Consider the following 18,228-nt stretch of genomic DNA (forward strand, 5'->3'; position numbering starts at 1 on the left):
ATTTATAAATACAAAAAATATAACAAATAAAAACCATGATGAAAGTCTAAATCTCCTTGTGAAGTTACAGCATCGAAGATGATGATTTAAACTTCGATAATTAGTAAATAGGGGGCAATACAGATGAAGGTGCTAATAGTAGAAGATGATAAAACACAAAGGAAAAGTTTAAAGAAGATGCTACAGCAAATAGGTGAAGATATAAATATATATGAAGCTGAAGATAAAGCTGAAGCTTTAGAAATTACAAGTAAGAATAATATAGATATATTTTATATCGATATATATCTGAAAAATTCTTCAGGATTAGATTTTGCAATGGAGCTTAGAAAAATACCTGAATATGAATTTAGTTTTATTATCTTCTTAACAACTCATGTTGAATATATAACTCAAGCATTTAAACAAGTTCATTGTTATGACTATATCATAAAGCCATATGACGCTACTGAGGTAGTAGATATGACAAAACGCTTTATGTTATATGGTAATAACATAAAGGATACTCCAGAAGATAAGAGACATATTGTACTTGAAATTAGTAAAGGTATTAATGTGAAAATATACGTTGATGAAATAATTTTTATAGAAGTGAATCTTCGAAATTGTATGATACATACAATAAATGGTGTTTATAAAGCTAATAGGTTAGCACTGGAGAAGATTCTTAAACTTATAAATTGTAGCAATATAATTCAGTGCCATAAATCATTTGCTACGAATATTAAGCATATAAAAAAAATAGAGAGTGTAGATAGTAAATTAAGTGAAATTTACTTTGAAAATTATGATAAAAATGCTCTTTTAGGTTACAAATTTAAAAATATAATAATGGAACAATTTCAGTAATTATATCAAATTAAATTTGTTATGAAAAGGAGATTATAAAATGTTAGAGATAATACAAAAATTTGTAGTTAATTCTATTGAGTTGACTGTTCTTATGATATTATGGTCAAAGTTTTCTTTAAAATATGAAAATAATTGGTTTAAAAATTTATTTATAATTTTAATAGACTCAAGCATAATTATTGTAACAACTAACACAAATTCATACTTAAATATAATTATTAGCTATTTAAGTGTAATATTTTTAGTTAAATTTATTTATAGGAGATTGTTTATCAGAACCATATTGGAATTTATTGTAGTTTTCTTTATAAATATAGTGTTACAATCAATTATTATGGCTTTTGTAAATTTAATTGGATTTACATATTCCGATAATTTCATATGGAATAGTTCTCTTCTTTTATTTGAATTATCTTTTATTATTGTTATATTAAAATACACTTTTAGTAAAAAAGTAAGGATTCTTTTTGAGTTAGAGTCTAAGATATTATATTATTTTGTAATTAATTTAGGTTTATATATATTGTTTTCAAAGTTTATATGGGAATATAATAAAAACATAATATTGAATAATTTGATAGCATATATTTTAATTATATTAATGCTGTTATCATTAAATATATTTTTATATTATTATATATTTAAAATAAGTGAAGATAAAAAGGTTGCAGAATTGCAAAATAAGTACAATCCTATATTAATTGATATAGTAGAAGAGACAAGACGGAAACAGCATGATTTTAAAAATTATGTAAATACCATAAATGCAATAGTAGAAATAGCAAGTGAAAAAGAACTTAAGCATGAATTAAAGAAGTATATTACATCCTCAAAATATTTAAATAAGAGTATAGAAGACATAATGTATATCGATAATATTGTGATTAAAGCTATAATATACAATAAATTATGTGAAGCTGATAGATTAAATATAAAATTATTAGTTAATGTTAAAAATGATTCGTTAGAAAATAGTTTGAAAGATTATGAAATTTCTGATATACTAAATAATCTTTTGGATAATGCTTTTGAAGCGGTTATAGATAGAACAAATGATAAGGTGGTTATATTAAATATAGGTATAGAAGGACGTAATAATATTATAGAGGTTAAAAATAGTGGAATAACAATAAATTTAGATAATATAAAAACCATATTTGAAAGAGGATTTTCTACTAAAAAAGGGAAAAATAGAGGCTATGGACTTTACAATATAAAAAAAATAGCTGAAAAGAACGGCGGTAATGTTCAGCTATTTTTTGAGGATAATTATACTGTTTTTAAAATGTTATTTAAGTAAACTTTTAGGTGGTGTAGGTTCTCCAAGAAAAGCAAGGCAAGATGAATAACTTATGATTCCAGCAACAGCTATTAAGCTTGTACCTAGTATATTTATTATTGATTTTGATTTAATCTTATTTTTCATAATTAGTCTCCTTTCTAGTTAGTAAGAATTGACTTACCTCTAATATAATTGTTAGAAATCCACAGTTTAAATAAGTTGATGAATCTATATAGAGTAATAGAATACTAAGCCAAAATATAGTTGCGAAGATGGAGATTAATTTCATAATCCATCTTCTTTTTTTATTTTTAATTGGCCTTTTTTTGTTGAAAAATGGTGCATAAATTGCAACTATAAGTATACTCAATGCTGAGATTGTATAATAAAACATAATATTAAATACAGGTAGCATTGGACCTATTAATGACGTTATTAAAAATAGTATTGTTGAATATAACAAACATTTTAGTGTAGTGTTGCAATGATATCCACCAACAAAGGTTCTAAGTGTGAATAAAATAATCATTGAAAATAAAAGATAATTTGTTTTTCCCAGTATTAAAAATAAACTAATTAGAACTGTTGTTTTGAATGTTTCACCTATAACTGCCTGTAATGCATAGTTTATTTTTTCTAAGTCGTCATCGGTTTTAATATTGCTATTTTCTTTTATATATAGTGTCATTTTACTAGATAAGATACATATCATTTTAATCACCTTTGGTAGTAATGGAAAAGTGTGGATTTACGCTTTTGAGTACTACCTCCTTATAAGAATAACATTTATAAAAATAGCATAAAAGATAAAATATGTAAACAAGTATGTCGTGAAAAGCAAAAAAACAGTCATAAACGGAATATTATATCACATATATGATTTAAAGAGATTTTATTAGATGGTAACTGGGTTTTTACACATATCTCGGTGTCCTTGGACTAGTTACTAAAAAGTGCGTACTTGTTCATAAATTTCACTTGTTATATATTATGAGTACAGCAAATAAATAAAAATTTTAAATAGATAAAACTAGAGGAGATGTTCTTGTGAAAACACTTTGGGATAAAACAAATATAGGAAATATGGAATTGAAAAATAGATTTTTTAGAGGAGCTTTGTGGGAAGACTTAGCAGATGAAAAAGGTCATATGACACCAGAATTATCTTATATATATGAAGAATTAGCAAAAGGTGGAGTGGGTACAATAATAACTGGATATTCATTTGTAACTAGAGATGAACAACCAAACCCTGGTATGATGATTCATTTATAGACGAATATAAAGAATTTACAGATAAAATCCATTCACTTGGAGCTAATATAATAATGCAAATAGTTTATGGTGGATTCATGACAACTTTTAATGTAGGGGAAAGAACTATATGGGGACCCTCAACTATGCAAAATGAAGTTACAGGAACATGGGCAAAAGAAATAACTAAAGATGAAATAAAATATTTAGTTAATGCATATGCACAAGCAGCGCTTAGAATTAAGAAATCAGGGTTTAATGGAGTAGAAATACATGGAGGGCATGGATATTTATTAAGCCAATTTTTATCTCCATACTACAATAAAAGACGGGATGAATATGGTGGAAACATAGGAAATCGAGGGAGAATTATATTTGAAATATATGAAGCTATTAGAGAAAAGGTAGGTAAAAGTTTTCCTATACTTATAAAATTAAACTCTGCTGACTATGTAAAAGAAGGTGGGTTAACTCAAGAGGATAGTTTATATGTTGCTAAAAAACTAGCAGATTTAGGTATTAGTGCAATAGAAGTAACAGGTGGAAATGAATCAATAAAAGAAGTTGCAGATAATAACTTAGGTGCAGCAAGAACTAAGGTTGTTATATCAAGAGATAGGGAGTCATATTTTAAAGATTACGCCAGTAAATTATCGAGTATGGTAGATATCCCTATAATATTAATACGTGGAAATAGACATTTAGATGTTATGGAGGATATATTAAAGAACACAAAAATACAATACTTTACTTTATCAAGACCGCTAACTGCAGAACCAGATTTAATTAATAAGTGGTGCAGTGGAGATAGAAAAAAGGTTAAGTGCGTATCATGCAATAAGTGTTATTCTACTCCGGGGAAGAGATGTATATTTAGTTTTTCCTAAAACAACAAAAACCTTATATTTTTTAATATTATATAAAAATGTTGAAAAATGTAGAATATTAATGTAAAATACGAATAAAGATTAAGAAAAACTCGTATAAAGTTGGTGATATGGACCAGAAGTTTCTACCTGCTAACCGTAAATAAGCAGACTACGAGGTATTGCATAATAAGGTAATATTCGTATATTTAAACTTATAGGTATATTTCTATTATTTAAAAGGCAGCACCTCAATATTAAATTTGAGGTGTTTTTTTATGTTTATTATTTAAAATATGGAGGGAAACAATTATGAATACAGAGAAAAAATCAGATGGAATTAAATTAATATATGGAGTTAATGATAATCCATCCTTATCTAAAAAAATATTATTTGGAATCCAACATATATTTGCAGCTTTTGGGGGGATAATTGTTGTACCATTAGTTATTTCAAGTGCTTTGGGATTTGATGCTAAAACAACTACAGCATTAATAAGTGCATCAATTTTAGCAGCAGGTATTGCTACAATAATACAAGCAAAAGGCATTGGGCCTGCAGGTTCAAAAGTAGCTTGTATTATGGGAACGGATTTTACATTTGTATCACCATCTATAGCGGTTGGCTCAGCACTGGGGTTACCTGGGATTATTGGAGCAACAATTCTAGGCGCTATTTTTGAAGTAGTTCTTAGTTATTTTATAAAACCATTAATGAAGTTATTTCCACCAATAGTTACAGGGACAGTTGTATGCTTAATAGGATTAACATTATTGCCAGTATCTATAGATTGGGCTGCAGGTGGAGTTGGATCTGCAGATTATGGTAGTTTAAAGAATATATCAATTGCAATGCTTGTACTTATGGGTACATTATTATTAAATTGTTATGGAAAAGGTATGTTAAGTAGCGCATCTATATTAATAGGAATGGTAGTTGGATACGTAGTTTGTATTCCTTTAGGACTAGTAGATTTTACAGCTATAAAAGAAGCAAACTGGATATCTATTCCTAAAATATTTGAATATGGAGTAACTTTTGATTTAAAAGCACTTATAGCATTTATACCAGCTTATTTTGTTACAGCTATAGAAACAGTAGGATGTTTAAAAGCAGTTGGAGAGGTTTCGGAAGTTGAAATGGATGAGAAACGTATTGGAGCTGGGGTTTTAGCAGATGGTGTTGGAAGTATGATTGGAGGCTTGGTTGGTGCATTCCCAAATACAACATTTAGCCAAAACGTTGGGCTAATTCCTTTAACAAAGATAGCAAGTCGCTACGTGGCAGTAATGGCAGGGATTATATTAATAGCTTTAGGATTTTTACCTAAGCTTGCGGCTTTAGTTAGCAGTATGCCACAGCCAGTACTAGGTGGAGTTGGAATAGTCATGTTTGGGACTGTTGCAGCTGCAGGAATTAAAACATTAAGCAAAGTAACATTAAATGAACGTAATTTATTAATAATAGCTACATCTGTTGGTTTAGGTCTTGGAGTTACATTTAGACCAGAGGTTATTTCACAATTACCAGAAGGATTAAAGATGATTTTTGCATCAGGAATATCAACAGGGACAATTGTAGCATTAATATTAAATTTAGTACTAAAAGAAGATAAAGAAGAAATTATAGAAGAAAGTTGTGAGTCTATATAAACAGAATCAATGGAAAATATAATAAATAGAAAATAGGACAGTAAATATTTTAATAGATGTTTACTGTCCTATATTTTTAAAAAAGTATCTTAATTATATATATTGAAAAGTCTAATAGGGTATATTGAAAATTAGAAGGTGTGTGTTGAAAAATGTAATAGGCTATGTTGAAAATTAAAAGTGTGTATGTTAAAAACGCTAATAGAGTGTGTTGAAAAGTTTAAGGATAATAATACAACTTAATAATATAATTAATAATTTAATATATATAAATATATATAGTCCTGCAGACAGAATAAATCCACTTAAAAAGATAAATTTGTAAAAAAGATAAAATAATTTAAAAATAATTTTCAAAAAGTTAAACTACTGCATATTTTATAGTGAGAGATAAAATAATACATAAAAATAAATTGCAGGAGTGGTTTTAATGAAAAAAGAATTTAAAGGAATATGGATTCCAAGTGAATTATGGTTAAATAAGGATTTAGGTGTTATGGAAAAAATATTTTTAGTTGAAATAACATCACTAGATAGAGAAAAAGGTTGTTATGCAAGTAATGGATATTTTAGTGAGTTCTTTAGTTTAAGCAAAACTAGATGTTCAGCTATAATTAGAACTTTAAGAGATAAGGGGTATATCACCATAAAACTTATGTATGAAGAAGGAAAAAAGTTTGTAAAAAGTAGAATTATAAAGGTTATTAAAAATATAAAGTCAACTAAGGAAGAAGTTATGGGCAGTGAAGATCCAGAGGAAGAAAATATAGAAATTGTAAATCATGAATTAGAAAAAGAAAATCAATATAATAAAGATGATTACTTTGAGGATAACTATGAAAAACTTCAGAAAGTTGAGTTGAGTAAAGGTGATGAAAATTTGCCTAAGGATAGCGTAGAAAAAATAGAATATGATGAAAAGAATGATTATAAAAATCCTATATATAGTGAAGTAATTGAATATTTAAATGATAAATGTGAAAAAAATTATAAATATAATACAGAAACAACTCGAAAGTTAATAAAAGATAGATTAACTGAAGGCTTTTGCATAGAAGATTTTCTTAAGGTAATTAATAAAAAAAATGAAGAATGGTCAAATTCACCTATGGAAAAATATTTAAGACCAGGAACACTGTTTGGAGAAAAATTCGAAAGATACTTAACAGAGGCTGAAATGAATTTAAAACCAAGTTCATTTAATAATAATTTCTATTTAAATGGGGGACAAGCTTATGATAATGGATATAATAACTTTGAAAATAATAGAAGCTATAATAAAAAAACAGACTTTGGAGAAAAAGAAAGAGTAATATGCGGTGACTATACACCTCTTACAGAGGACGAAATAAAATGGGCAGAGGAAAACTTGTTTTAGTAATATAAGCATAGCTAGATTGTGTTTTTTAATATATAACTGAAATGAAAATATTGAGAGTCTCAAATAGCATGAAGAATGACTAAAGCAACTTTGTGATTATTTGAATATACATGTTTTGGATAAAATAACTAAAGGTGGTATAATTAAAAATATAAAGGTGGGATTAAATATATGAAAAGAAGTAAGACTATAATTTTAATAGTTACCATATTGGTCGGAATAATAGCAGGTGTATTTGTATATTACTTAGAAACTAAAGGTTTAGTAACTTTAAAGTTCAGGGGAATAGAGTTTATTGACTGGATCTTCATAATTACCAGTATAGCAATGACAATTATAGGTATAATTGACTATATATTAATTAAGAGATATAAAAATAAATTTGGAAAGTTAAAATACATCCTTATAAGAGAAAATAGAAAAAAAACAAGTTTATGGATTAAGATTTTTAATAGCTATATTTATATTTGAACTTATTATTATACTTTTTTCTGATGAATTTAAATTTATGTATATTGCACTATTATTTGTAATTGGAAGTCAAATAATTATGTTTAGTATTCATAATAATGAAAAGGAAGGAATTAATGAAAATTGCATATATTCTTGGGGCGACGCAATCAAATGGGACAAAGTAAAATCATATAATATTAATGAAAATATATTGTGTTTAGAGCTTGAAAAGAAGATGTTTGGAAAAATTGAAACATATAAAATGCCATTTAAGTTAGATATGGAAAATAAGGATGATATAGTTAAATTGATAGATATGAAGATTAACTAGGAATTGATGAAGACTATATTTAATAAATATAGTGTAAGACAATAAATATATTAATGTATGTTTATTATTTTGGATCAAAAGATAAATGGTTATTAAAAATACCAGATAGAAATAATTTATTATAGTTGTTAAAAAATAGAAAATTAATGGGTGACCCTTATACTTTTTCAAATAAGGCATAATGTAACGGATATAGTATTTCTTAAACTATGAATTATAACAATTACCCAAAATGAAGAAATAAGAAATGGAATGGACACTAAATCTATTACAGAAATATTAGAGGTAAATATTGAGTTAGTAGATGAAGTTATTAATGAATAATATTAATTAAGTTATTTTGGATATGGGTATTTTTGTTGATGAACATAACACATCTCCAGACATAATAGCAGGTGGTGATTTTTGGCTTTATGTGGATTGGTTAAGATTAGGATTCACTTCCGTTATATGTGTTTTATCCGGCATAAGTCTATTTAGTGATAATAAGTAATAGACGAACAACTCACATTGTGTAACAAATATTATCTATATAATAGGAGGTATGTATATTGGAATCAATTAGCTATAGGGAATTAAAAAAATCCGAAATAAGAATAACATTATTTGCGAATTTTAATCGTTATCAAGACGTGAAAAAATGTTGGCGTAATGAAAATGGCGAATGGATATTAAAAGATATTGCTTTTACTGAACAGTGGGGTTCAGATGAATATAAATGCCTGATTAAATGTCTGAAAAACACTATAAAAACAGGTGGCGTAGTAGTTGGTGCGTTTAATAACAATGAACTTGTAGGATTTGCATCTGTCGAAAGTCAGTTTTTTGGTTCGCAAAAGGAATATTTACAACTTTCAAGCATTCATATATCTTATGAAAACCGTAGCAAGGGGATAGGGAAAAAAATATTTTCTCTTGTATGCAAAAAGGCAGAATATATGGGTGCTCAAAGCCTATATATATCTGCTCATTCATCTCAAGAGTCACAGGCTTTTTATAAAGCGATGAACTGTATTGAAGCTGTAGAATATAATACTAAATTAGTTGATGAAGAGCCATGCGACTGTCAGCTGGAGTATAGATTATTAAAAATTATCTAATGAACTTAATTCTTGTTAATGGCGGAATATGAAGTAATGAAAAGTGGAGCATATGAAATATAATGAAAGTAAACCAAGTTTGGCTAGCAGAATGAATTACCTTGTAAGAAGTGGGAAACGCCTATATTAGCAGCTAAGGATAACATATTGCTAAGGATAAGTTATTATCTAAATATGGGAAGATTGAATCTAAAGCAGAAGCTCAAATAGTAATAACAGAAAAAGCTTTAATGATATAGTAAGTGTTCATGGGTAATAGGTAGGGGTTTTTACTATAGTATTTAAATAACAGTTTGTAGAAATCGTGAAATAGATAATAAAATATATTATTGGAGGTACATTTATATGTATGAATAGAAATTTATAAGATTAGAATTAAGGGGATTAATTGAGTCAAAGCCAAAGCAAGACTATCATGCTATAGTGGAAGAACATGCAAAAGAAGGCTGGAGATTGGTACAAGTATTAGCACCACCGACAGGGGCTTACGGTACTGCTACTCATTTTGAATTAATATTTGAGAAACAAATTTAATACAAAATCTTATTATATTATGAATGATTAAAAATAAATAACAGATTGAATATATTGATTGGAGGGATAAACATATGGATATTATTTTTGATTTAGGAAAAGCAAATGATATTGATGAATTAGAACAGTTGTATAACGATTTGAATGACCATTTGGCAAAAGGAGTAAACTATCCTGGATGGATGAAGGATATATATCCTGTTAGGCAAAACGCAATTGATGGAGTTAAACAGGGTAATCTCTATGTATCAAAACATAATGGGAAAATCATTGGTTCTGTTATTTTAAGTCACAAACCTGAACCTGCATATTATAAGGCTAAATGGAAATTTGAATCTGACTATTCAGATGTTTTTGTTGTATATACATTTGTAGTGAATTCCAAATTTTTAAAATGTGGTGTAGGGAAAGCATTAATGGACTTTGCTATTGAACACAGTATTAAGTCACAAGCTAAATCAATTAGGTTGGATGTTTACGAAGGTAATATGCCTGCCATTAGGCTGTATGAAAAATGTGGTTTTAAATATATTGATACAGTTGACTTGGGACTTGGAAACTACGGGTTGAACTGGTTTAGACTATATGAAAAAGTGCTATGAGATAATTACCAATATTATGAATTGTTATAGTGAATAAAGAAAAAGTAAAGATATAATTTAGGGGGATAATTATGATGGAATTACGAAAAATCACAGATGATAATTTGGATGAATGTATTAAATTAGAACCAAAAGAAGAACAAAAAAGTTATGTTGGAAGTAATATATCCAGTCTTGCAGAGGCGTATGTTGCTTTAACGAATAATGAGTGCATTCCTATGCCTTATGCCATTTATGCCAATGATATCATGGTAGGTTTTATAATGTTATCATATAATGAAGCAGAAGAGACTGCTGATGATGAAAATGCTTATTGGGTGTGGAGATTAATGATTGACAAAGGATATCAGGGCAAAGGTTATGGTAAGGAAGCTATGGTAGGGGCACTTAAACTTATTAGGACATTACCGTATGGAAAATCTTCAGTAGTTTTCATTTCTTATGAACCAGAGAATGTGGTAGCAAAGACACTTTACGCATCTTGTGGGTTTGTGGAAACAGGTAAGATTGAAAATGGTGAATTAGTAGCAAAACTGGTTTTGTAGAATCAATAATTATAAATAATAATTCGGAAAGGCGAACGAAAAGTTATTTGAAGTTTTGCGGGAGGTTAAGAATGAAAAGACCTATAGTAAGTGCAGTTGCTTCTGTATCAGGTGGGGAAAAACAACTGTGATAAATGAGTTAAACCAAGTTCAGATTTTATTATAGACGGCAGTTTAAGTATTGATAAAATTACCTCTAAAATTATCGAAAAAATATTAAAAGTTAATTAGGGTTACTAAAGAATCCAATTCTCAAATTTAATATATTAAATAAATACAAAATATAGTTGTTAAGGTGGAGGGTTTATGAAATATATAATGACTGATAATCCCAAAGAGGAATATATTAGCGTAATTCTAAACAATTTGATAAAATATAATCTTGATTATATAGAATTAAGAGAAGTTAAGCCAATCGCTATTTTTGTTAATGATGAAAATGACAATAAAATAGGCGGAATTTCAGCAGAAACTCATGGTAATTGGCTAGAGGTATCATTTTTATGGGTTGATGAGAAATTAAGAGGCCAGAAAATAGGTTCAAAGTTGTTAAAGGATGTTGAAGTAGAAGCTATAAAAAGAGGCTGTAAATACTCATTTCTTGATACTTTTAGTTTTCAGGCCAAGGATTTTTATGTGAAGTTAGGCTACAAAGAAGTTTTTACATTAGAAGACTATCCACTAACTAGTAAACGTCATTATTTTGTAAAACAATTGAAGGAAAATAAGTAAGTCACTAAATGATTAAATTGTTTAGATGTTAAAATAAATTTTTGCCTAAAAGTTATTTGGTCTTTTTGTAGTATTAATGAACACAAATAGATAACAGATTGAAATATCACATTATTTAGAGGTGAATTTGCGGTATTTTTTTGTTGCAATTCAAGGAGAGCATGTAGGAAGTGCGAATTAGATAATTAAATGTGATATTTATAAAATATGTAATAAATAATTTGTAATAGTATACTATAAAATTAAAAAGTAATATAAATGCAAAAAGTTTAGAGCGTGGAAACATTAAATTTGTGAGATAAGGAGAATATAGATGTTAGAAAAAAAGAAGTACGCAAATGGTAAAGACGTTTATACATATGATGAAAATAAACTTACATACTATTATAAGAATGGGAAAATAAAAGCAGAAGGCCCTTTTGAAAACAATCAAATGGAAGGTAAATGGATATTCTATAGGGAATCTGGACAACTATGGCAAATAGGAAATTTTCAAAATAGCAAAAAACACGGTAGATGGATAAGATTTAATAAAGAGAATCAAGAGGAATATAATGAGGAATTCATGGCTGGGAAACTAATTAAAGCAAAATAGTACTCAATGTTTTCAACATCCAGGGGCAATTGCCTGCTTGAGCTTGCAAGGAGGAGAGGGAATTATAGTTGTACTATAATTATAAAGAGTAAATCTTAGGAGCTATAAAAAAATCAAGAATACTGGGCTGTTATTTATTTGGAGATGCTCTAATTAGAAAGTAATCAACAGGCGGATTAGTTTATTTAATTGGGTATATATTAATATTTTTAGGACAAAGTTTCACTGTATCATTACTTGTTGGAGATTATATATCAGTTGCTTTATTATTTATAGGAATACTTTCTAGACCTGTAGCAGCAATAATTATTTTTGAATTCTTATGTGATTCGTTATATAAAATATTAAAAGCAGTTGATAAATATAATGACTATAAAGAAGAATAAGATTAGGATGCTACTAATTAATAAGATTGAGAATATTCATTTTAATGGTATTAAAACCATTAAAATAGATATTCTCTTTTTTATTATTATTCTTAAAAAATATGACAACCTTTTGACAAATACAAGTTGTCAGTGTATAGTTGAAAGAGTAAATCAACCTAGGAATGAATAACAACTTAACACTGAGCCAAGTAATTATAGTTTAAAATATAGTCTTGGTGTATGTTCTAGTAATATTAGTAAGTAGTCAATAGGTATTACAAAATGATTATAGTAATACTTTTATTGAACTAAAGAATCATAAAATATTTTATTTTAGGACTTTAATGAAAAATTGAATTTTTTTGCAAAGTTTAGCACAATATAAGGATGAGATATTTATTTAAGATATAAAATTATAATTAATACGTAGATTAAAGAGGTGGATTAATGTTAAAGATTGAGGTTAAAGGGTTAACAAAAATTTTTGGTAAGAACCCTAAACAAGGTTTGAAGCTTTTACAAGAAGGAAAAACGAAAGAGGAAATTTTAAAAGAGACAGGCATGACTATAGGGGTGAATCAAGCATCCTTTGAAGTACATTCTGGAGAGATTTTTGTAATTATGGGATTGTCAGGAAGTGGAAAGTCCACTCTTGTAAGATTAATAAATCGCCTGATCGAGCCAAATGCAGGTAGTGTATTAGTAGATGGTGACGATTTAGCAAAAATGGATAAAAATAAATTAAGAGAAACTAGAAGAAAAAAAGTAAGCATGGTTTTTCAAGGATTTGGATTGTTTCCTCATAGGACTGTTTGGGAAAATGCAGGATTCGGATTAGAAATACAAGGAATGGATAAAAAAGAAATTAAAGAAAAATCCATTGAATCATTAAAATTGGTAGGGCTTGCAGGATATGAAGAACAATATCCTAGTCAATTATCAGGTGGAATGAAGCAAAGAGTAGGGCTTGCAAGGGCTCTAGCTAATGATCCGGATATTTTATTGATGGATGAAGCGTTTTCAGCACTGGATCCATTAATTCGTAAAGAAATGCAGGATGAGCTTATAGATTTACAATCATCTATGCATAAAACAATTATATTTATTACACATGACTTAGATGAAGCACTTAAAATTGGAGATAGAATTGCAATTATGAAAGATGGATTAATTGTACAGGTTGGAACTCCAGAGGAAATCATGACAAATCCTGCGGATGAATATGTTAGAAAGTTCGTTGAAGATGTAGATAGGTCTAAAGTTTTTTCAGCACAAAATGTTATGAAACGTCCAGAAACCATCGATATAGAAAAGCATGGTCCAAGGGTTGCACTGCAACGTATGAAGCAAGCTGGAATTTCAAGTATTTATGTTATTAATAAAAATAAAGAGTTTTTAGGCGTTGTAACTGCAGATGCAGCGGTAGACGCAATAAAGACTGGAAATAAAAATATTTATGATGCTATGATTACAGATGTTCCCGTGGTTGCTCCAGATTTATCATTAAATGATTTATTTGAGGTAATACATGATTCACCTGTACCAGTAGCTGTTGTTGAAGATAAAATATTAAAAGGAATTGTTGTTAGAGGTGCAGTATTAGCAGCTCTTGCAGGAAATGAGGTGAATGTAGATGTTAGAAATACCAATGATACCAATAGCTAAATGGGCTGATATGATTGTAGAATGGTTAAGAGAGAATGCACAGTGGTTTTTTGAACCAATTAAGAATTTACTTGACGGGATTGTAACTGGGTTAAGTGACGCATTGATATCTATACCTCCAATACTTTTCATTATAATTATCGTACTATTAACTATATTCATAAATAAGAAAAAATTGGGGTTACCCATATTTTCATTAGTAGGACTACTGTTAATAGAAAATCTTGGATATTGGAAAGCGACAATGCTTACTCTTTCATTGATTTTAACAGCTAGTTCAATATCAATTTTAATAGGAGTTCCTCTTGGGATTTGGATGTCAAAAAACAAGACGGTGCAAAGTATAGTAACACCTATATTAGATTTTATGCAGACTATGCCGGCCTTTGTCTATTTGATACCCGCAGTTTCTTTCTTTGGGATAGGAATGGTACCTGGAATTATTGCATCTGTTATATTTGCAATGCCTCCAGTTGTAAGGTTAACTAATCTTGGTATTCGTGGAGTTTCTACAGAACTAATTGAGGCTGCAAATGCCTTTGGATCAACTCCAACTCAAAAACTATTCAAGGTTCAACTTCCACTAGCAAAAAATACAATTATGGCAGGTGTTAACCAAACAATTATGTTATCACTATCTATGGTTGTTATAGCTTCTATGATTGGGGCAGAAGGCTTAGGAGTTGAAGTTTTTAGAGCAGTTACAAGAAATGAAGCCGGACAAGGATTTGCTTCAGGATTGGCTATTGTTATATTAGCTATGATATTAGATCGTATTACTCAATCAATAAATACAAAAAAAGATTTTTAAGATTTTAATAAGGCGATTGAAAAAATAATAGACTAGCAAATTGGTTATTGTTTTTTCAAAGTATCTAAATAAATAGATATATAAGGAGGAATAAATTTATGATTAAAAAAAATTGGAAAATAATCAGTGTAGTAGCAATTAGTATAGTAGCATTAACTTTTGTAGGTTGCAGTAATAGTAAAAGTAGTGAAGAAAAAAAAGGTGCTGATGCAACTTATGGTGAAAAAGTAAAGTATAAAATCACAGGTATAGATGCTGGGGCTGGTGTAGTGCAAGCTGCTGAAAAAGCAGTTAAAGACTATAAGTTAGATTATACTGTACAAACTAGCTCAGGAGGTGCTATGACACAAGCACTTGCAGATGCAATTAAAAATAAGGAACCAATTATAATTACTGGGTGGTCACCTCATTGGATGTTTAGTAAATATGATTTGAAATATTTAGATGACCCTAAGGGATCTTTTGGTGGTAATGAACATATAAATACCATTGCACGTAACGGATTAAAAGAAGATATGCCTAATGCTCATAAAATTTTAGACCAATTTTTATGGACGGCTGATGATATGGAAGCTGTTATGCTTAAAGTTAACGAAGGTGAAAATGTAAAGGAAGTTGCAAGACAATGGATCACTGACAATACAGATAAAGTAAGCAAATGGACAGAAGGCGCAAAAAAAGTAGATGGTGAAGAAATCAAACTTGCGTATGTTGCTTGGGATACAGAAATTGCATCTACTAATATAATTGGATTAGCATTAGAAGATATGGGATATAAGGTTACACTTACACAAGTAGATGCAGGACCTATGTGGGCCGCAGTAGCTAGCGGAGATGTAGATGCTATTGTTGCAGCTTGGCTACCAGGAACTCATGCAAAATATATATCAGACTATGAAGGTAAAGTTGAAGATCTAGGACCAAACCTAGAGGGAGCTAAAATAGGTTTAGTTGTTCCTTCTTATATGGATATTAATTCTATAGAAGATTTAGTTAAATAGATTATTAAGTGAAGGGGCTGTTGCAAAACTAAATAAATTAGTTTTGCAACAGCCCCTTCGTATTAGATTATAAATTCACTTACTATACTGTTTAGTGTTGTAGCTAATTCTGCTTGTGCATCAGCAACTTGAGAAACTTCGTCAGCGCTGATCTTTGTATCATTTACAGTAATCGCAATTTCTGAAGCACCTGATGCTACTTCTTCAACTACGGCTGAAACTGATTCTAGTGATTTTATTAATTGTTCTACAGAACCTGTTACATCTCCAATATTTGTTGAAAAATCATTTATTAATCCTGATACGTTATTTGCATCTTCTAAATAAAGTTCAGATCTCTTTATCATTTGGTCATAATCTAAAGTAACTTTCTTATCGATAAACTCTAATATTCCAGTTGCGTCCTGTGACATATTTCCGAAGGCATTTTTAACTTGTCCAACTATTTTTTGAATATTAGTTACAGTTGCAGTTGATTGAGAAGCTAATTTAGCAACTTCGTCTGCAACAACTGCAAAGCCTCTGCCGTGTTCGCCAGCTCTTGCAGCTTCTATAGCTGCATTTAAGGAAAGCAGATTTGTTTGAGCTGCAATCTGTCCTATAATTTCTGCCATACTATTTATTTCTTCTACTATTTTACCTTCTTCAATAGATTTTAAAATAGCAGTTTCTTTTTCACGATACATATCTAATGCGACTTTCTTTGAATCTTCTGATTCTGATTTCATATTTAATGCTCTACTCTTAATTTCAATAGCAGAATTATTACCATCAGCAGCTTTCAAATTAAGCTTAGTTATAGCACTTGTTATTAAATCACTGAAGGAAGTCATTTCTTGAGCAGAAGCGCTAGTTTCTTCCATAGCGGCTGCTATCTCTTGAGTTCCACCATTAATAGTATTTATTTGTCTATTAATTTCTGATATTACAGCTGCTAGTTCTTCGCCACTTGCACTAACATTTTCACTGTTTAATGAAATTTTTTCAACTATAGTATTTAAATTTAGACTCATATCATTTATTGCTTCAGCAATTTGTCCTATTTCATCCTCAGATTTAACTTCTACTTTAAATGTTAAATCTCCTTGAGCAACCCTTCTAATAGCACCTAATAATTTAGGAATATCTTTTAATATTTTTTTAGTAACAAAATATATCGCTGCAATTAAAAATAACAAACCAATTATATAAGTAGCTGCTAAAATAGTATTAAATTTCACAAGTGGTTTCTCTACTTCTGATTTTAAAATAACTGTACCAACAGACCAATTGTTAGCTTTAATAGGAGCATAGGCTGCATATCTTTCTTCATCATCTAGAATATAAGTACCAACACCATTTTCTCCTTGAACCATTTTTTTACCTACTTCACCTGCATCACCTGCATATTCAGTAAATTTTTCTTTTAAAACTTTATTTTCATCTTTATGATACATAAATGTTCCAGTGGTATCTAAAAGGAATGTATATCCACTTTCTCCAACTTTATATTTATTCATGATCTCAGGTAATTTGTCAATTAAGTAGTCTACACCTACAGCCCCTACAGATTTTCCATCTGTATCTAAAATAGGATATGCCATAGTGATAACCATTTTTTTTGTTAATTCATCTACATAAGGTGGAGAATAATATAACCCGCCAACTTTTAATGTATCTAAGTACCATTGTCTCTTAGTAATATCCCATGTAGCAGGACTATCTTTTCCATCATCTACAAATAGGTAACTTGATTTTTCTAATGCTACATAAACAGCTGAAGCATTTTTATCAGTTGCTTTTATATTTTGCAAGCTTTTAAGAACAGTAGCATAGTTTGGATTTGTTTTGACATCAGCCTTTGACTTAACTTCATTTGCTAGAGTACTAATGGAATCATTAGTAGCCATTTGTGTAACTAATGTTCCGCCTTGTTCAAAGAAACTATTAACATCTTTAGATATAATGGTTGCATTATCAGTTAAAGATGTATTAATATTTTCAATTAAAACATTCTTATTGTAAGAGTTAATTACAATTCCAGTAACGACAAAGACTAATACAGTTACAATAGTAAGAATAGATAATAGCTTTAATGTAATACTTTTATTAATTTTTTTAAACAATTTACAACACCCCTAATCTTTTGTTTTATTTATATTATTATTATCGAGTTTAAAAATAATATATTAACTAGTAAATATTAGAAAATTCTGATTTCATC

General features: G+C 28.9%; 21 protein-coding genes and 1 riboswitch. Of the genes, 18 read left to right on the plus strand and 3 right to left on the minus strand.

Annotated elements, in window-relative coordinates:
* Nucleotides 1–123: 123 nt before the first annotated feature.
* Both BLS77_RS00740 and BLS77_RS00745 read left to right on the plus strand, forming a co-directional pair.
* On the plus strand, nucleotides 124–849 hold the full coding sequence (locus BLS77_RS00740) for a LytR/AlgR family response regulator transcription factor (protein ID WP_089964883.1): 726 nt from the start codon (nucleotides 124–126) through the stop codon (nucleotides 847–849).
* Between the two features lie 40 nt (nucleotides 850–889).
* Nucleotides 890–2,152 carry a sensor histidine kinase gene (locus BLS77_RS00745; RefSeq protein ID WP_089964884.1) on the plus strand — a complete coding sequence of 421 codons (1,263 nt, stop codon included), beginning with the start codon at nucleotides 890–892 and terminating at the stop codon, nucleotides 2,150–2,152.
* Here BLS77_RS00745 and BLS77_RS00750 read toward each other — a convergent pair.
* Complete coding sequence (locus BLS77_RS00750; protein ID WP_089964885.1) at nucleotides 2,141–2,278, minus strand: AgrD family cyclic lactone autoinducer peptide; 138 nt, start codon at nucleotides 2,276–2,278, stop codon at nucleotides 2,141–2,143. The two genes, BLS77_RS00745 and BLS77_RS00750, sit on opposite strands and share 12 nt — an antisense overlap.
* Nucleotides 2,268–2,822 (minus strand): accessory gene regulator ArgB-like protein, encoded by a 555-nt coding sequence (locus BLS77_RS00755; protein ID WP_242873897.1) that lies wholly within the window; start codon nucleotides 2,820–2,822, stop codon nucleotides 2,268–2,270. The genes BLS77_RS00750 and BLS77_RS00755 overlap by 11 nt, the downstream gene beginning before the upstream one ends.
* 359 nt (nucleotides 2,823–3,181) lie before the next feature.
* On the opposite strand from BLS77_RS00755, the gene BLS77_RS20690 reads away from it, so the two are divergent.
* From BLS77_RS20690 to BLS77_RS00825, 16 genes are all read left to right on the plus strand, one after another.
* Entirely contained in the window at nucleotides 3,182–3,409 is a 228-nt protein-coding gene (locus tag BLS77_RS20690) for a beta/alpha barrel domain-containing protein (RefSeq protein WP_278336630.1), read from the plus strand.
* Nucleotides 3,410–3,435: 26 nt separating this feature from the next.
* Nucleotides 3,436–4,275, plus strand: coding sequence for an NADH:flavin oxidoreductase (locus BLS77_RS00760; RefSeq protein ID WP_278336637.1), 840 nt, complete (start codon nucleotides 3,436–3,438; stop codon nucleotides 4,273–4,275).
* A gap of 72 nt (nucleotides 4,276–4,347) precedes the next feature.
* A riboswitch (purine riboswitch) is annotated at nucleotides 4,348–4,449 on the plus strand.
* Nucleotides 4,450–4,566: 117 nt separating this feature from the next.
* Nucleotides 4,567–5,907: a nucleobase:cation symporter-2 family protein gene (locus BLS77_RS00765; RefSeq protein ID WP_089964889.1), complete on the plus strand. Its 1,341-nt coding sequence runs from the start codon at nucleotides 4,567–4,569 to the stop codon at nucleotides 5,905–5,907.
* A 430-nt stretch (nucleotides 5,908–6,337) separates the two neighbouring features.
* Nucleotides 6,338–7,285 carry a conserved phage C-terminal domain-containing protein gene (locus BLS77_RS00770; RefSeq protein WP_089964891.1) on the plus strand — a complete coding sequence of 316 codons (948 nt, stop codon included), beginning with the start codon at nucleotides 6,338–6,340 and terminating at the stop codon, nucleotides 7,283–7,285.
* Nucleotides 7,286–7,459: 174 nt separating this feature from the next.
* Entirely contained in the window at nucleotides 7,460–7,759 is a 300-nt protein-coding gene (locus BLS77_RS00775; protein ID WP_089964893.1) for a hypothetical protein, read from the plus strand.
* 37 nt (nucleotides 7,760–7,796) lie between these two features.
* Nucleotides 7,797–8,072, plus strand: coding sequence for a hypothetical protein (locus BLS77_RS00780; protein WP_175490721.1), 276 nt, complete (start codon nucleotides 7,797–7,799; stop codon nucleotides 8,070–8,072).
* 340 nt (nucleotides 8,073–8,412) lie between these two features.
* Nucleotides 8,413–8,565: a hypothetical protein gene (locus BLS77_RS19620; protein WP_175490715.1), complete on the plus strand. Its 153-nt coding sequence runs from the start codon at nucleotides 8,413–8,415 to the stop codon at nucleotides 8,563–8,565.
* A 139-nt stretch (nucleotides 8,566–8,704) separates the two neighbouring features.
* Nucleotides 8,705–9,172, plus strand: coding sequence for a GNAT family N-acetyltransferase (locus BLS77_RS00785; protein ID WP_341423378.1), 468 nt, complete (start codon nucleotides 8,705–8,707; stop codon nucleotides 9,170–9,172).
* A gap of 363 nt (nucleotides 9,173–9,535) precedes the next feature.
* Nucleotides 9,536–9,706, plus strand: a complete 171-nt coding sequence (locus tag BLS77_RS20185) for a DUF4177 domain-containing protein (protein WP_278336638.1) — start codon at nucleotides 9,536–9,538, stop codon at nucleotides 9,704–9,706.
* A 74-nt stretch (nucleotides 9,707–9,780) separates the two neighbouring features.
* The gene (locus tag BLS77_RS00795; protein WP_089964898.1) at nucleotides 9,781–10,308 is read left to right on the plus strand and encodes a GNAT family N-acetyltransferase; all 528 of its coding nucleotides are present in this window, start codon (nucleotides 9,781–9,783) and stop codon (nucleotides 10,306–10,308) included.
* A 71-nt stretch (nucleotides 10,309–10,379) separates the two neighbouring features.
* Nucleotides 10,380–10,853 (plus strand): GNAT family N-acetyltransferase, encoded by a 474-nt coding sequence (locus BLS77_RS00800; RefSeq protein WP_089964899.1) that lies wholly within the window; start codon nucleotides 10,380–10,382, stop codon nucleotides 10,851–10,853.
* Nucleotides 10,854–11,159: 306 nt separating this feature from the next.
* A complete protein-coding gene (locus BLS77_RS00805; RefSeq protein ID WP_089964900.1) occupies nucleotides 11,160–11,585 on the plus strand; it encodes a GNAT family N-acetyltransferase in 426 nt (141 codons plus the stop codon).
* 313 nt (nucleotides 11,586–11,898) lie between these two features.
* Nucleotides 11,899–12,180: a toxin-antitoxin system YwqK family antitoxin gene (locus BLS77_RS00810; protein WP_089964901.1), complete on the plus strand. Its 282-nt coding sequence runs from the start codon at nucleotides 11,899–11,901 to the stop codon at nucleotides 12,178–12,180.
* An 815-nt stretch (nucleotides 12,181–12,995) separates the two neighbouring features.
* Nucleotides 12,996–14,213 (plus strand): quaternary amine ABC transporter ATP-binding protein, encoded by a 1,218-nt coding sequence (locus BLS77_RS00815; protein WP_089964902.1) that lies wholly within the window; start codon nucleotides 12,996–12,998, stop codon nucleotides 14,211–14,213.
* Nucleotides 14,182–15,024: an ABC transporter permease gene (locus tag BLS77_RS00820; RefSeq protein WP_089964903.1), complete on the plus strand. Its 843-nt coding sequence runs from the start codon at nucleotides 14,182–14,184 to the stop codon at nucleotides 15,022–15,024. Before BLS77_RS00815 ends, BLS77_RS00820 begins: the two co-directional genes overlap by 32 nt.
* Before the next feature lie 98 nt (nucleotides 15,025–15,122).
* Nucleotides 15,123–16,025, plus strand: coding sequence for a glycine betaine ABC transporter substrate-binding protein (locus BLS77_RS00825; RefSeq protein WP_089964905.1), 903 nt, complete (start codon nucleotides 15,123–15,125; stop codon nucleotides 16,023–16,025).
* Nucleotides 16,026–16,087: 62 nt separating this feature from the next.
* Here the strand turns inward: BLS77_RS00825 and BLS77_RS00830 are convergent, their stop codons facing one another.
* Nucleotides 16,088–18,130 (minus strand): methyl-accepting chemotaxis protein, encoded by a 2,043-nt coding sequence (locus tag BLS77_RS00830; protein ID WP_089964907.1) that lies wholly within the window; start codon nucleotides 18,128–18,130, stop codon nucleotides 16,088–16,090.
* Between the last annotated feature and the right edge of the window lie 98 nt (nucleotides 18,131–18,228).

This window comes from Clostridium gasigenes (genome assembly GCF_900104115.1).
GTDB lineage: Bacteria > Bacillota > Clostridia > Clostridiales > Clostridiaceae > Clostridium > Clostridium gasigenes.